This is a genomic window from Hyphomonas sp. KY3, assembly GCF_017309975.1.
Lineage (GTDB): Bacteria > Pseudomonadota > Alphaproteobacteria > Caulobacterales > Hyphomonadaceae > Hyphomonas.
On sequence record NZ_CP022271.1, the window covers coordinates 558,097 to 572,520 of the forward strand.

Sequence of the window (14,424 nt, forward strand, 5' to 3'; positions counted from 1 at the left end):
TGCTGCAGCTTGACCGCGCCCCCCGTGGCCTCTAGGTCCGGCGGACCCATTATTTCTCAACAATGACTGACATTCCCGATGACCGATCTTTCCGCGCTCGCCCAATCCGCAAAGGCCTGGCCGTTCGAGCTTGCCCGCAAGCTGGAACAGCGCGTGGAGCAGCAGATCAAGGCCGGCCAGCGTGAGGCTGGCGACCCTGTGACCTTCGAGACCGGTTATGGCCCGTCCGGCCTGCCGCATATCGGCACGTTTGGCGAAGTCGTGCGCACGACGATGGTGCGTCACGCCTTTGAAGTGCTGACCGGCGGCAAGTACACAACGCGCCTGATCTGTGTGTCCGATGACATGGACGGGATGCGCAAAGTGCCGCCGACCGTGCCGAACCCGGAAAAGCTGGAGCCGTACCTGCAACAGCCGCTGACGGCTGTGCCGGACCCGTTCGGCACGCATGATTCCTATGGCGCGCACATGAATGCGCGGCTCTGTGCCTTCCTCGACCAGTTCGGATTCGAGTATGAATTCCTGTCGGCGACGGAATGTTACAAGTCCGGCCGGTTCGACGCCATGCTGCTGGAGGCTGCGCGGAGATATCAAGACATCATGGATGTGATGCTGCCCACGCTGGGCGAGGAGCGTCAGGCGACCTACAGCCCGTTCCTGCCGATCCATCCGGACACGGGCGAAGTGCTCTATGTGCCGATGAAGGCCGTGGACGGAGAGAAGGGGACCGTGACGTTCGAGGATGCGTCCGGCAAGGAATTCACGCTGCCGGTGACGGGCGGTCATGTGAAGATGCAATGGAAGCCGGATTTCGGCATGCGCTGGGCCGCGCTCGGCGTGGACTTTGAAATGTTCGGCAAGGACCATCAGGCGAATGCGCCGATCTATTCCAAGATCACGCGCATCCTGGGCAAGCGCCCGCCGGAGCAATATGTCTATGAGATGTTCCTCGACGAAAAAGGCGAGAAGATCTCCAAGACCAAGGGCAATGGCATCTCGGTCGAGGACTGGTTGAAATATGCGCCGGATGAGAGCCTCGGCCTGTTCCAGTTCCAGAAGCCGCGCGTGGCGAAGAAGCTCTACTTCGATGTCATCCCGAAGGCCGTGGACGAATACCTGACCTTCCTTGAGAAGTATCCAAGTGAGGAGCCTGCGCGCCAATTGGAAAATCCGGTCTGGCACATCCATTCCGGCAACCCGCCAGCCGAGACCACGCCGGTCAGCTTTGCGCTGCTCCTGAACCTCGTCGCGGTGGCAAACCCGGAAGACAAGATCCAGCTCTGGGGCTTCATCTCGCAATATGCGCCGGACGCCTCACCCGAGAAGAACCGGTTGCTCGATGAACTCGCCGGCTATGCGATGAGCTATTATCAGGACTTCGTCCTGCCGCAGAAGACCTATCGTGCGCCAACGGACAAGGAACGCGCGGCGATGGAAGACCTCTCCGCGCGCCTCAAGGCGTTTGACGGTGAGCCGACCTCGGAGAACCTGCAGACGCTGACCTTCTCGGTCGGCAAGGAGCATGAGTTCGAGAATCTGCGCGAATGGTTCCAGGCGCTGTATGAAGTCCTGCTCGGCCAGAGCCAGGGGCCGCGCTTCGGCAGCTTCGCGGCGCTATACGGCGTCGCCAATACGGCCCGCCTGATGGATGAGGCGCTGGCGCGGGACTAGTCTGCACGTTTCGTAACATGGCTTAAACATTCATCTGCTCTAGTCTGGCCAGAGCCAGAGGAGCCTTTGCCATGCCTGCCATTCGCCTAATCCTGATCGCCGGCATGCTCGCCACGCTGCCCGCCTGCCTTGCCACCAAGATCGTGACCGTGCCCGTCAGCGTGGCGGGCGACGTGGTCGAGGGCACCGCGAAGGGCGCCTATGCGGTCGGCTCTGGGGTCGTGCACGTCACCGGAGATGCGCTGGACGGCCCAGAGGAGGACGTGAAACTGAAGGTGAAAGTCAAGAAATTTGGCGGCGGCACCAAGACCTATACGCGCACCGTCGAGTCCGACGATATCGAGAAGACGCTCGAAAAAATCGGCAAGAAGGGCACCATTATCGACGTGCAGGTCGAGCCGGCAGAGTAGGGGCCTACTCCGCCGCCGCGATCAGCGTGGTCTTTGCCTTGGGCAGCGTGCCGTCCGGCCAGCCAGCCCAGAGCTCTGCCTCTTTCGCCTTGGCGACTTCGGCGGCAGCTTCCTTCACATGGCCATAGCCGCGAATATCGTCTGGGATTTCGGCGAGCGCCACGGCGAGTTCATGATTCTTCGCGGTCAGTTCCTGCGCGATGCGGGCGAGGCCGGCGAGATAATCGTCACGCAGCTGGCGTTCCATCCGGCGCTCGGCCGTGTAGCCGAACAGGTCAAACTTCGTGCCGCGCAGGCCCTTGAACTTCGCCATCAGTTTGAAGACCTGGAACATCCACGGGCCGAAATGCTTCTTCTTGGCGTGCCCGTTTGCATCCGTCTTTGACAGAATGGGCGGGGCCAGCATCAGGCGGAGTTTGCCGCCCTTGAACTGGCTGGCAATGTATTCAGCGAATTTCCCATCCGTGTAGAGACGGGCGACTTCGTATTCGTCCTTGTAGGCCATCAGCTTGTAGGCATAAGCGGCGGCGGCGCGGGTCAGCTTCTCGCCGAGGCCAGTGCCATGTTCTGCGGCGCGCACCTGAGCGACGATGTTGCGATAGGTCTCCGCATAGGCGGCATCTTGATAAGCGGTGAGGCGCGCTGCCCGGTCATCTATCAACTCGTCCAGCGTCTTCTCTTCGATATGACCGCGTGGGTCATGCTGGGGCAGGAGCCGTTCCGGGTTCGCCGCAGCGATCCGGCCGATATTGAAGGCGGACATGTTGTCTTCCACCTTGGTGCCGTTCAGGCGGATCGCGCGGTAGAGTGCCCGCAGGCTGATCGGCACCTGGCCCTTCTGCCAGGCAAAACCGACCATGATCATGTTCGTATAGATCGCATCATGCAGATAACCGACCGCAAGGGCCTCGGCATCGAAGGCAGCGAAGTCGCGGGCCTGCCGTTTCACGCGCGCGGCGAGGAGATCGCTTTCAAACCGTTTTGACCGGTCCCGGATGAATTCACTGGTTGGCGTTACGTCGGAGTTTGCATAGGCCGCCGTGCGGCCAACATCCATCAGGTTCAGTGCGTCGCCCCCCGCCGCCACGACGAGATCGCAAGCAATGATGAGGTCGGCGCTAGCAGGCGGAACCTTGCCGGTCGAAATCAGCTCCGGCTCACGCGCAAAGCGAATGTGGCTAAGCACCGGACCACCCTTCTGGGCAAGGCCGGTCATGTCGAGGCTGGAAGCCGCATGGCCGTCCACATGCGCGGCCATGGCCAGTACGGCGGCGACCGTGGTGACGCCTGTGCCGCCGACGCCGGTGAACAGCACGTTCCACGGCTCAGATAGGCTGGGGGTTTCCGGCATTGGCAGGCCGGCATCGTCAAATTCCGGACGGGGCTGGTCCTGCCAGGCAGGTTCGCCATCCTGGATCGTCACAAAGCTCGGGCAGAAGCCGCGCAAACAGGAGAGGTCTGTGTTGCAGGTCGACTGGTTGATGCGCCGTTTGCGGCCGAGTTCGGTTTCGACCGGCTCCACTGACAGGCAGTTGGATTTGATCGAACAGTCGCCACAGCCTTCGCAGACTTCGGTGTTGATGACGACGCGCGTACGGTCCGGTGCACGAAGGCCGCGCTTGGACCGGCGGCGCTTTTCGGTGGCACAGATCTGATCGTAGATCATGACAGAGACGCCCGGCGTGGCGCGCAGCATCACCTGAACCTCGTCCAGCTCTTCGCGATCAAAGATCTTCACGCGGCGCGGCAGGTCTTTCACATTGGCATAGCGGGTCGGGTCTTCGGTGACGATCACGATCGTCTCCACGCCTTCGGCTTCCACCTGCTGCGCGATCTGGGCCGGGGTCTGGCCAGACTCGACTGTCTGGCCGCCGGTCATGGCGACAGCGTCATTGTAGAGAATCTTGTAGGTCATGTTCGCGTCGGAAGTCACCGCTGCGCGGATGGCGAGGCTGCCCGAATGGGAATAGGTGCCGTCGCCGAGATTGACGAAGACATGGCCTTCTTCAGTCGCCCAGTGCTGACCAACCCAGGCAATACCTTCGCCGCCCATCTGGCTGGTCATGTCGGTTTTGCGGTCCGGCATGAAGTTCGCCATATAGTGACAGCCGATCCCGGCCAGCGCGCGCGAGCCTTCCGGCACAACGGTGGAGGAATTGTGCGGGCAGCCGGAGCAATAATGCGGGGTGCGAATGGTTTCGGAGGCATTGATGCGCGCCGCTTCGCCAGTCCGGCCAATCCGATCAAAATAGGCGTTGGCGCGGCTGGTATCCCAACCTTCAGGAAGGATCTTCATCAGCGCGCCAGCCATTTCCGGGATGGAGATGGAGGCGATATCGGAGAGCAGGGGGCGTCCCTCGCGATCGCGCTTGCCTTCTACAGTCGGACGTTGGCCATCCGGCAGATCGTAGAGCACCGAGCGTAGCTGATCTTCGATCAGAGGGCGTTTGTGCTCGATCACGACCACACGTTCCAGACCTTTGCAGAACGCCCGGATCCCTTCGGGTTCAAGCGGCCACGGCATGGCCACTTTGTACACGGAGAGACCCAGGCGTCCTGCATCCTGCGGTGACAGGCCGAGCGCCGCGAGCGCCTCGAACACGTCGCGGGCAGCCTGGCCCGTCACGACAACACCGACACGGGGTTTCGGCGAAGGCAGGATGACATTGTCCAGCTTGTTGGCGCGCACATAGGCCTGTGCAGCCGGCAGCTTCACCTGACGCAGGCGCCGCTCCTTATCGAGCGGGCTGTCGCCGCGGCGCATATGAACGCCGTCTTCAGGCAGCTGGAAATCAGGAGAGACAAAACTGAACCGGTCAAGATCGACGCTTACCACAGCGCCGGAATCCATTGTGTCTGCGAGAGCGACCAGTCCGGCCCATGCTCCGGAGAAGCGGCTCATGGCCCAGCCATGGATGCCGTAGTCCAGCACGTCCTGGATGGAGGCGGGGTTCAGTACCGGGATCTCCGCATCGGCCATCGCGAACTCTGATTGCGAGGGCAGGGTGGAGGACTTGCAATTATGGTCGTCGCCGATGATGGCGAGTACGCCGCCATGGTCGGAGGCGCCAGCGGCGTTGGCGTGTTTGAACACGTCGCCGGTCCGGTCTACGCCAGGGGCCTTGCCGTACCACACGCCGAACAGGCCATCATATTTCGCGCCGGGGAACAGGCCGAGCTGCTGGCTGCCCCACACAGCGGTGGCACCGAGGTCTTCATTCAGACCTTCCCAGAATTTGATGTCATGGGAATCCAGCCATTTTTGAGCGGCGCGAAGCTGTTGATCGTAACCGCCCAGCGGCGATCCGCGGTATCCAGAGATGAAGCCGGCTGTGTTGAGGCCCATGCCCAGATCAAGGCGTTTCCGATCAAGTGGCAGGCGAACAAGCGCCTGAATCCCTGTCATGAAGGCTTTTCCCTCGACAAGCTCGTATTTGTCGTCCAGCGTGACTTCGCGGTGTTGCATAGCATGCCTATCTGATGGGTTTAGGCAGATTATTGGTCAAACCGCGTGAAATTGCTTGCCTATCTTGCGCAAATTTTGCTATTCCGGGGTAAAATTTACCGGATAACCTAAGAGAGCGAGCAAAATTGGCCCAAGAATTAGATGCTGTAGATGCGCGAATACTGGACATCATCCAGCATGATGCCGGCTTGTCTGTCGCCGAAATTGCCGACCGGGTCGGCTTGTCCTCATCGCCTTGTTGGCGGCGTATCAAGCGCATGGAAGAGGCCGGCTTCATTACAGGTCGGGTGACCCTGCTGGACAATAACTCACTCGGGCTGAATTTCGAAGTCATGGCGAGCGTCAAACTGGCGCTTCCGAGCCGGGAAAATCTCGATGCTTTCGAACAGATGGTTCAGGCTTGGCCGGAAGTCATCGAATGCATGACGGTTACAGGTGCGGTCGACTACATGATCCACATCATCACGACCGACATGCACGCTTATGACAATTTCCTGCGGGACAATCTGCTAGGCTCAGCCCTCGTGTCGGATGTGCAATCACGTATCGTGATCCGGGTCGCAAAGCGTACGACTGCCCTGCCGCTTGATCTGGTTGAAGATATCAAGAAGCCTGCCTCTGCTTGACCGATGACGCTAGCGCCTGGACTATGAATGCCATGATCCGCGCCGCGATATCCCTCTCAGTTCTTGCCGTACTGGTGCTGCCATCATCGGCCGCACCGCTATCGCCAGAGGAGTTACAACAGAAGGTCGAAACGGTTCGGGAAGATGCCGGGCTGGTGGCTCTTGGGGCTGTCATTGCCAACGCCGATGGGGACATTCTTGGTCTCGCGGTTGATGGAGCCCGCGTGCAGGGCAAGCGGGGGGCTGTCCAGCAGGGTGACGCCTGGCATATCGGCTCCAACACGAAGATGCTGACCGCGCTGCTTTACGGTCGGCTCGTAGAGCAGGGTGAAGCGAGTTGGGGTGCGACCCTGCCAGAGTTGTTGCCAGACCTTGCCGACGAGATGGATCCGGCCTGGGGCGATGTGACGATTGAGCATCTGCTTTCTCACCGGAGCGGACTTGCCGCCAATCCCGGTATGATGTGGTTCCTGACCAGTCGCGGCTCCAACGATCCTGTCGAAACTCAGCGCACTGCTTTGGCGCGAGGTTTTTTGACAAAGCCGCCTGCCGGCGAAACGGGAACATTTACCTATTCCAATCTTGGTTACATGATTGCGGGGGCAGCACTGGACCGGATAGCCTTGCGGCTGGGGCACGAGAATTACGAGACATTGTTCCTGTCCACGCTTGTACTCCAGAATGAAGGTTGGGGGTTCGGACCGCCGCCGACGGGGATTGAAGGCCACGCAAAAGGTCTGTTCGGAGGTTTGAAAGGCCAGGGCACCGGCAGCGGAGCGGATAACCCGGCCGCGCTGGCACCCGCTGGCACGTTACATGTGCCGTTGGCCGCGCATGCGCGCTTTGTCAGCGGCTTTCTGGAAGCAGATGAGACCGAGCAGAAACTGCTTACGCCATATCCAACCGCGGGATCCGACTATGCGTTGGGGTGGGGCGTCTCAGCGCCGGGTCCGCATGGACGTCTCTTCGCCCATAACGGGTCGAATACGATGTGGTTGTCGTCGGTTTACCTGCTGCCAGATGCAGGTCTTGTCGTAATTGTGAACACAAACAGTTTCAGTGATGAGGGCGTTGCGGCGGTCAATAAGCTCGCTCGGGAACTGGCAGACGCATTTGCCGAATAGTCTTACGGCATGTCCACATATGTGACGTGTCCATCAGACTCATTCAGTATGCGGGGTTCGCCACCCGGCCAGACTTGCAGTCGGGTCTGCATGCGCGGAGACGCGCGGTCTCCTCCAAACAGGGATTCCGGTTCAAAGCAAAGCCAGGCGAGGGGGGCAGTCTCGGTGGCAGCTGCGCCCGCTTCTTCGATCAGTCGCTTCATGCGTGCAACATCTTCTTTTGACGGATAAACAAGGAAGACTGAGTGATAAATGACTGTCAGGCCCTCTGAGGGGCGTTTGGTCAGTTTCTGGGCGAGCCAGTCAACCGCATCCGCCTGTTCCACGCGAACGCCCATATGTCTGGCCAATTCTGCCGCCGCATCCAGACGGGCCAGTCGTCCAGCCTGGTCTGGCCAAATGTAGGATTTGAGCCGCAGGAAGGCGGCCTCATTTGTCAGGTCAATCGGGTTCAGGTCGCAAGCGGCGCGTGAAGCAATGACTGGAGCGGCGTCGAGATGTGCGGGCTCGGGTCCGTTCCAGATCGTGGATATCGTGACGTCGCTCGCGCCCGGTCGTTGCCAGGTTCCGCCATCATAGGTGAACCGATCCCAATTCTGGTTGAGGCCCGCACTCGCGCCGAGCTCAAGCAGGTGCATGGGCATACGGTAGGTTGCGGCAAGTTCGAGAAAACCGGGCAGGAGCGCTATCGACCGGCGGGTCTCATTGGTCTGCGGGGGACTCTTGATGAAGGTGCGGATGTCGGGGATGTGCGCCGCAAGCCAAGGCTGGGCCTCGGCCCAGACAGCCTCCATCTTCCACTCCGCCAGATGGCCGGGATAAGTCGCGGCAAGAGCAGGTGCTGCGTTGGTTAGCACGGCATGGTGAAGGGCACCGGCCAGCCTGAGGCCAAGGGCATCCTTGCGGGGATTGCCGGTCCAGTCGGCGCAGATATCCGCGACCGGGCCATTGGCCTCAAAATCTTCGGCAAATTTCCGGAGCAGGGCCGCAGTGAAAGGAGAGCCCAGATCCTCGCACCATCTCGCCTGTTCGGTGAAATGGTCGAGGATCCGGGTTTCATCCAGCATGCCGGACCCCTAGTAGCGTTCGAGCGCCATGGCGATGCCTTCGCCGCCACCAATACAGAGACTGGCCATGCCTTTTTTCAGGCCACGATCTTCCATGGCCGCGAGCAGTGTGACGATCAAACGAGCGCCGGAAGCGCCGATCGGGTGACCCATGGCGCAGGCACCGCCATTCACGTTCAGCTTGTCGTGCGAGATGCCCATTTCCTTCATGGCGATCATTGGAACGACCGCGAAGGCTTCGTTGACTTCCCAAAGCTCGACATCGTCGACGCTCCAGCCAGCCTTTTCCAAGGCTTTCTTCATGGCAGGCACTGGCGCGGTCGTGAAGTATTCAGGCTCGTGCGCGTGGCTGGACGAAGACACGATCTTGGCCAGCGGATTGAGACCGCGTTTCTTGGCTTCAGATTCGCGCATCAGGACGAGCGCAGCTGCGCCATCTGAAATAGCTGAGGCATTGGCTGCGGTAACGGTGCCGTCCTTGGAGAAGGCGGGGCGCAGCGACGGGATTTTTTCCGGCATCGCAGTGCGAGGCAGTTCATCAGTGTCGACGACCGTTTCGCCCTTGCGGGTCTTGATGGTGACCGGGGCAATCTCGCGCTTGAACTTGCCTTCTTTCGTTGCGTTCTGTGCGCGCGACAGCGTTTCCAGCGCGTAGGCATCCTGTTGCTCGCGTGTGAACTGGTACTCACCCGCGATCATGTCGGCGAATTCGCCCATAGGGCCGCCCTTGTAGGCGTCGGACAAGCCGTCGAGCGCCATATGGTCCTGAGCGTTCATGGTGCCGTATTTATGGCCCTTGCGGACGTTCAGCAGGTGCGGTGCGTTGGTCATGGATTCCATGCCGCCAGCGATCACGATGTTTGCGTCGCCCGCCAGAATGGCATTGCGGCCCATGACGGCAGCTTGCATGCCGGAGCCGCACATCTTGTTGATCGTTGTGGCTTCAAGGCCCTTGTCCTGACCGGATTTGAAACCTGCCTGACGGGCAGGAGCTTGGCCCTGGCCAGCGGGAAGGCAGTTGCCCATGATGATTTCATTCGCCTCGCCGGGGGCCAGCTTTGCTTCGCTGACAGCTTTCTCGATGGCAATGGCGCCCAACTCACTGGCAGTCAGGCTGGCAAGGTCGCCGAGCAGGCCACCCATGGGCGTGCGGCCCATACCGACGATGACGACGGGATCTTGTTCAGACATGGAGTTTCCTTCCGCTATGGATTTTTTTTTGCAGGTGCGAACACAAAGCGCGTCCGGGCCTCACTCGTCAAGAGTTCACGAAACGCGATTGGCGGAGATTTTTTCATCGAACGGGGCGCGCAATCGAGAAGTTGTCGCCGTTCTATTGTAATGCCAGTGCATTTTCGGCTTCAATGAAAGCCACGAGAGCAATCTGGTGAAAATGTCGCTGGGGATGGGTACCTTAAATGGCAAGTTCGACTTATGCCTTGGCGCGCAGAATGCTTCCATCTCGGATGTTCTATGCTGGTCGGCAATTGTCCCGGCGCCTCCGCAAGTTCCGTCTCCATGAACGTTATTCCGCGAAATTTCCGAGCCGACGCGATCTGAAAATATTCTCGATATCGCCAGACGCAGAGTTGCACGTCTTCTGGAAAGTCCTGCCCATTGGGCGCGGGCCCGCGTTTTCGCTTTTCATCCACGAAGACGAAGTCCTCCGCTTCGATTGTTTCGGCGAGGATGAGGGCCATTATCACGCGCATTTCGAGCGGGGCTGGAGCGCGGCCCAAACTCGAATGTATTTCTTTGAAGCAAGCGAAAGCGAACAGATTGACCGAGTTGAATTCGAGCTTTTGAACAATCTCGACTACTATCTCCAACGACACCCGTGGGCACGTATTCGCGCAGTGCGCCTGGATAGAGGGCAGCTTGAAACAGCGTGTGCTGCAGCCGGTGAGCAGGCGCGGGCCTTTCTGCAATCCATTCCCGAACTTGCCGTACCGGCAGGATCACTCCGGTCGTGAAGTGGCGCGCCTGATAGGCGTCATCCGCCGAGGGCCGCCTCGATATCTGCCACGAGTTCCGGATCCGATGGGGTAGTGGCAGAGGGGTAGGCCTTGAGCGGTGTGCCGTCGCCATCGACGAGAATTTTATGGAAATTCCATTTCGGCTGCGCGGCCTCGCCAAGCATGTCCACGGCATTCAAATAGAATGGGTGCTCATCAGCGCCCGTCACAGCGTATTTCTTTGTCAGCGGGAATGTCACGCCGAAATTCAGCTGGCAGAACGTCTGGACCTCTTCCTCGGTCCCGGGTTCCTGCCCGCCGAAATCATTTGAAGGGATGCCGAGAATGACGAGCCCCTCCGCTCGCTTCGCTTCATACAGTGCCTGAAGGCCCTCATACTGTTTGGTGTAGCCGCATTTGGAGGCTGTATTCACGACGAGGATCGCCTTTGCATCGAGTGCTTCAAGGTCGACTGGCTTTCCATCAATGCTCGTAAATTGCGTTGCCGTCATGGAAGGGGTTTCCGAATTGCTAGGGGATTGTGCCTGGCTTCCTGTCGGGACTGCCAGGACAAGGCAAACGACGGCGAGGGCTGGGACAAGGAATTGGCGCATGGGGGCAGGTTCCTGTGCATCTGACGTCAGATGATAGGGCAAACCACGCAGCTGTCACGTCTTCCTATCGAACAGGCCGTGGATCGGTTGCATCCAGCCGGATTGCCGCCTCGATGATTTGATCCAGTTGGGCGTCGATCTGATCGACCGAATGGACTTTTACATGGCGCAGAGCCTTGCCGGTGCCTTCGATCCGATCTGGAAAGGACGGCGCAAGTTCGGCACCATAGAAGATCTGGAGATTGCAGCGGTCCTTGTATGCCGCAATCGAGAATATCCGCTCGGTCCCACTCCAACACGGAAAGCCCCAGGCGAGCTTGCAGGTCAGGCCGGGGCCTGCCCGCTCGATGCGCGCTCGAAGGCTTTCCGCAATCTCGAATTGGGCCGGATCGAGTTCCGAAAACCAGGTTTCCGTCGTCTTGGCCACGAATGGGGCCTACTTCTTCTTTGCGCGCTTGGCTTTGTCGTCGGCCTTGGGCGGCATTACTTCGAACGTCATCTGGAGGTTCACGCGATACTTTTCGATCTTGCCGTTCTTGATTGTGGTGTACATTTCGTTGACGTAAGCCGATGCGAGGCCTTTGACGGTGGCGTCAAAGCGTGTGACCGCTGTCTGAATCGCATCCTCGAAGGATTTGGTCGATTCCGACATGATCTGTTCTGATTTCATGATGGCCATGGTGCGTCCCTTTCGCGTTGAAAGGACCATTCAAGACCTTTTAGGCCCAAAAGCCAAATGAACATTGGGAAGGGACGGGTGCGACCCTAGATGGTCGTGAGTTGAAAACCCGCTTCAGAACCTTTTTGCCAGACAACGCGTGCGGGGCCCTGCAGGCCCACTCCCTTGGCATGAAGGGTCACGAATTCAGGCATGCCCTCATTGGTCGGAAACCGGAGGCGAACGCCTGTGTCAGAATAGTCCAGAACGATACCGCGACGCTTGTAGCCGGATTCGTAAACGACATTTGCTTCCCGATAGACCGATGCACGGACGGGACGTGGCCGTTCTTTTACGGGCGTCACCATCTGTTCTACGCGCGCAGAGGCGGGAGCCTCGGAATCGGAACTTGATGTCTTGAACAGGCGGTTTAGCAATTTCATTTTGGGCGGAATCCTTATCCGAAGATTTTCTTGCAACCGCCATGCCAAATCAGGCTGCTCGGTCAGAATATACCCAAACTTCTTCAAGACAAGTAAAGAAGCAGCACTCTAAAGCGCTGCTTCTGTAGTGTATGCTACGGTTTCTAACCGTTTACCAAATCCGGATGCGCTGCTCAGGCGGCAGGTACATCTCGTCATCTTCCGTCACGTCAAAGGCTTCGTACCATTCTGCCATGTTCTGAACGACGCCGTTTACCCGGTAAACGGGTGGGGAATGTGGGTCTGTCAGCAGCTGGCGACGGGTTGCCTCTTCGCGGTACTTGGACCGCCAGACCTGGGCCCAGGCCAGGAAGAAGCGCTGATCACCGCTCAGTCCGTCCAGCACAGGCGCTTCCTCATCCGGGCTGATCGTGCCGTTGCCATCTGTGTCGAGGCTGAGCTTGTAAGCCTTGTACGCCATCGAAAGACCGCCGAGATCGCCGATATTCTCGCCGAGTGTCAGCGCGCCATTCACACAGGTTTCCCCATCATCCAGGGGACAGAAAGCATTATATTGCTCTACGAGCGCGCCGGTCTTGGCCTTGAAATTGGATTCGTCTTCAGCGGTCCACCAATTGCGGAGCGTGCCATTTCCGTCGGATTTGGCGCCCTGATCATCGAAGCCGTGGCCCATTTCGTGACCAATGACGCCGCCGATTGCACCATAATTGACGGCGGGGTCTGCAGTCAGATTGAAGAAAGGCGGCTGAAGGATGGCGGCGGGAAACACGATTTCGTTCCGGTTGGGCGAATAATAGGCGTTCACCGTCTGGGGCAACATGAACCATTCGGTCTTGTCGATCGGCTGGCCGAGCTGGGAGATCATGTCCTTCCAGGCCCAGTCATTCACCGCCATGGAGTTGGCGAAGGCGTCCGGGCCCACATTCAGGTCCGCATAGGTCTCGAAGTTCTCCGGATATCCGATTTTTGGGGTGAATTTGGCGAGCTTGTCATGTGCTTCTGTCTTCGTGTCGCCGCCCATCCAGTCGATCTCATCGAGATTGCTGGCCATGGCCGCTCGCAAATTCTCTACCAGATCGTCCATGGCTGCCTTGTTCTCGCTCGGGAAGAAGCGCTCGGCATAGACTTTGCCGACACCTTCTCCGACGGAGCCTTCGACGGTTGAGACTGCACGCTTCCAGCGCTCGCGCTGTTCTTCGGCACCGCCCAGTTTCTTGCCATAAAATTCGAAGGTCGCCTCATCCAGGCGGCGGGGCAGGACATCGGCGTGATCGATCAGGAAGTGGGCCGCTAGATAAGCCTTCCAGTCCTCAAGGGAGGCAGTTTGCATGATCTCGAACAGGCCGCCTATGCCGCCGCCCGAGACTTTTTCGATCTGTTCCGCGGTGAGCCCGTTTTCTGCGATCTCTTCGGCTGTCGGAGTGACTTGGCGCACGACAAAGGATTCTTCGCTGTTCAGGCCAAGGTCCATGAGCATCGTCGCCACCGGGAAGTCTCCGGCGAGCTGTTCCAACTCTGCGCGGCTCATCTTGTTGTAGGTGAGGTTGCGATTCCGGCCTGTTGCGCGGTCCCAATGGGCGCGAGCAATACGGGTCTCGAGCGCGATCACGCGGTCTGCCGCCGCCTCAGCCTCCTCGTAGCCTGCTTCTGTCAGCAGGGTGGTCAGCATGGCTTTGTAGGCCGCGCGGATTTCAAGGTTTTTCTCTGTATCGTCGAGATAATAGTCACGGTCGCCAATGCCGAGCCCGGCTTGGGTCACATAGAAGATGTACTGGTCGGTCTGCTTGGAATCGACATCGACCCAGCCCGCGATAGGGGAGGCGTAGCCCGTTGCCGCAAACAGCTTGGCGAGGTCTTCCCGGCTATCGATGTTCTTGATCTTGCTGAGATAGGGCGTGGCGGGGGCGAGGCCAGCGGTTTCGATACCGCTCGTGTCCATATAGGCGTTGTAGACAGAGGCGACCTTGCCTTCGAGTGTGGCTGGATCAGGTTCGGCTTCGGCAAGCTCCTGAATGATATTGAGTACGCGCTGCTCTGACTTTTCAGCCAGCAGAGTGAAGGCGCCATAGCGTGTGCGATCACTCGGGATAACGAAACTGTCGAGCCATTTGCCATTGGCATAGGCATAGAAGTTGTCGCCGGGTGCGATGGAGTCATCGCGCAATGTGAGGTCAACACCCCAGTCCCCCCAATAGTCAGCAGCAGACAGCTCCAGGCCTTCTGCGGTGACATATTTGCCTGCTTCGTTCGGCGTGTTCGAGGATGTTGATGTTACTGCCGCAGCCTCTGCTGACTGACCAGTGTCTTCCGTGGATGCCGGCGAACAGGCGGTGAGGAGGGCAATGGTCGCTGCCCCGAGCATGAGGTGTTTCATTTAAGGTCTCTCCAGT

The 14,424-nt window shown here is 59.2% G+C and carries 13 protein-coding genes; 5 read left to right on the forward strand and 8 right to left on the reverse strand.

Annotation, left to right across the window (positions count from 1 at the left end; all coding sequences use genetic code 11):
• Positions 1 to 78 precede the first annotated feature (78 nt).
• Together CFA77_RS02970 and CFA77_RS02975 are read left to right on the forward strand one after the other, a co-directional pair.
• On the forward strand, positions 79 to 1,671 hold the full coding sequence (locus tag CFA77_RS02970) for a lysine--tRNA ligase (RefSeq protein ID WP_206992181.1): 1,593 nt from the start codon (positions 79 to 81) through the stop codon (positions 1,669 to 1,671).
• 71 nt (positions 1,672 to 1,742) lie between these two features.
• Positions 1,743 to 2,081: a hypothetical protein gene (locus CFA77_RS02975; RefSeq protein WP_206992182.1), complete on the forward strand. Its 339-nt coding sequence runs from the start codon at positions 1,743 to 1,745 to the stop codon at positions 2,079 to 2,081.
• 4 nt (positions 2,082 to 2,085) lie between these two features.
• Here CFA77_RS02975 and CFA77_RS02980 read toward each other — a convergent pair whose 3' ends face one another.
• Complete coding sequence (locus CFA77_RS02980) at positions 2,086 to 5,547, reverse strand: indolepyruvate ferredoxin oxidoreductase family protein (protein WP_206992183.1); 3,462 nt, start codon at positions 5,545 to 5,547, stop codon at positions 2,086 to 2,088.
• A gap of 125 nt (positions 5,548 to 5,672) precedes the next feature.
• Between CFA77_RS02980 and CFA77_RS02985 the strand changes: the two genes are divergently transcribed.
• Positions 5,673 to 6,173, forward strand: coding sequence for an Lrp/AsnC family transcriptional regulator (locus tag CFA77_RS02985; RefSeq protein WP_034816488.1), 501 nt, complete (start codon positions 5,673 to 5,675; stop codon positions 6,171 to 6,173).
• On the forward strand, positions 6,170 to 7,297 hold the full coding sequence (locus tag CFA77_RS02990) for a serine hydrolase (RefSeq protein WP_206992184.1): 1,128 nt from the start codon (positions 6,170 to 6,172) through the stop codon (positions 7,295 to 7,297). The genes CFA77_RS02985 and CFA77_RS02990 overlap by 4 nt, the downstream gene beginning before the upstream one ends.
• Positions 7,298 to 7,299: 2 nt before the next feature.
• On the opposite strand, the gene CFA77_RS02995 is transcribed toward CFA77_RS02990, so the two are convergent.
• Both CFA77_RS02995 and CFA77_RS03000 read right to left on the reverse strand, forming a co-directional pair.
• The gene (locus CFA77_RS02995) at positions 7,300 to 8,364 is read right to left on the reverse strand and encodes a DUF2332 domain-containing protein (protein ID WP_206992185.1); all 1,065 of its coding nucleotides are present in this window, start codon (positions 8,362 to 8,364) and stop codon (positions 7,300 to 7,302) included.
• Between the two features lie 9 nt (positions 8,365 to 8,373).
• Positions 8,374 to 9,555 (reverse strand): thiolase family protein, encoded by a 1,182-nt coding sequence (locus tag CFA77_RS03000; RefSeq protein ID WP_034816497.1) that lies wholly within the window; start codon positions 9,553 to 9,555, stop codon positions 8,374 to 8,376.
• 227 nt (positions 9,556 to 9,782) lie between these two features.
• On the opposite strand from CFA77_RS03000, the gene CFA77_RS03005 reads away from it, so the two are divergent.
• Complete coding sequence (locus CFA77_RS03005) at positions 9,783 to 10,337, forward strand: hypothetical protein (protein WP_206992186.1); 555 nt, start codon at positions 9,783 to 9,785, stop codon at positions 10,335 to 10,337.
• 20 nt (positions 10,338 to 10,357) lie between these two features.
• Here the strand turns inward: CFA77_RS03005 and CFA77_RS03010 are convergent, their stop codons facing one another.
• The 5 genes from CFA77_RS03010 to CFA77_RS03030 form a co-directional block, all read right to left on the reverse strand.
• The gene (locus CFA77_RS03010) at positions 10,358 to 10,831 is read right to left on the reverse strand and encodes a glutathione peroxidase (RefSeq protein ID WP_233347836.1); all 474 of its coding nucleotides are present in this window, start codon (positions 10,829 to 10,831) and stop codon (positions 10,358 to 10,360) included.
• Positions 10,832 to 10,997: 166 nt separating this feature from the next.
• Positions 10,998 to 11,360, reverse strand: a complete 363-nt coding sequence (locus tag CFA77_RS03015) for a DUF1801 domain-containing protein (protein WP_206992188.1) — start codon at positions 11,358 to 11,360, stop codon at positions 10,998 to 11,000.
• A gap of 9 nt (positions 11,361 to 11,369) precedes the next feature.
• Positions 11,370 to 11,612 (reverse strand): dodecin family protein, encoded by a 243-nt coding sequence (locus CFA77_RS03020; RefSeq protein ID WP_206992189.1) that lies wholly within the window; start codon positions 11,610 to 11,612, stop codon positions 11,370 to 11,372.
• A gap of 86 nt (positions 11,613 to 11,698) precedes the next feature.
• A complete protein-coding gene (locus CFA77_RS03025) occupies positions 11,699 to 12,034 on the reverse strand; it encodes a PilZ domain-containing protein (RefSeq protein ID WP_034816508.1) in 336 nt (111 codons plus the stop codon).
• 151 nt (positions 12,035 to 12,185) lie between these two features.
• The gene (locus CFA77_RS03030) at positions 12,186 to 14,408 is read right to left on the reverse strand and encodes a M13 family metallopeptidase (protein WP_206992190.1); all 2,223 of its coding nucleotides are present in this window, start codon (positions 14,406 to 14,408) and stop codon (positions 12,186 to 12,188) included.
• Between the last annotated feature and the right edge of the window lie 16 nt (positions 14,409 to 14,424).

What these genes read in the sequence shown, in the direction of transcription:
- CFA77_RS02995 (WP_206992185.1), bottom strand. Translation starts at nt 8,364, where the DNA reads ATGCTGGATGAAACCCGGATCCTCGACCATTTCACCGAACAGGCGAGA.
- CFA77_RS03030 (WP_206992190.1), bottom strand. Translation starts at nt 14,408, where the DNA reads ATGAAACACCTCATGCTCGGGGCAGCGACCATTGCCCTCCTCACCGCC.
- CFA77_RS03005 (WP_206992186.1), top strand. Translation starts at nt 9,783, where the DNA reads ATGGCAAGTTCGACTTATGCCTTGGCGCGCAGAATGCTTCCATCTCGG.
- CFA77_RS02980 (WP_206992183.1), bottom strand. Translation starts at nt 5,547, where the DNA reads ATGCAACACCGCGAAGTCACGCTGGACGACAAATACGAGCTTGTCGAG.
- CFA77_RS03025 (WP_034816508.1), bottom strand. Translation starts at nt 12,034, where the DNA reads ATGAAATTGCTAAACCGCCTGTTCAAGACATCAAGTTCCGATTCCGAG.
- CFA77_RS03010 (WP_233347836.1), bottom strand. Translation starts at nt 10,831, where the DNA reads ATGACGGCAACGCAATTTACGAGCATTGATGGAAAGCCAGTCGACCTT.
- CFA77_RS02975 (WP_206992182.1), top strand. Translation starts at nt 1,743, where the DNA reads ATGCCTGCCATTCGCCTAATCCTGATCGCCGGCATGCTCGCCACGCTG.
- CFA77_RS03000 (WP_034816497.1), bottom strand. Translation starts at nt 9,555, where the DNA reads ATGTCTGAACAAGATCCCGTCGTCATCGTCGGTATGGGCCGCACGCCC.
- CFA77_RS02970 (WP_206992181.1), top strand. Translation starts at nt 79, where the DNA reads ATGACCGATCTTTCCGCGCTCGCCCAATCCGCAAAGGCCTGGCCGTTC.
- CFA77_RS03020 (WP_206992189.1), bottom strand. Translation starts at nt 11,612, where the DNA reads ATGGCCATCATGAAATCAGAACAGATCATGTCGGAATCGACCAAATCC.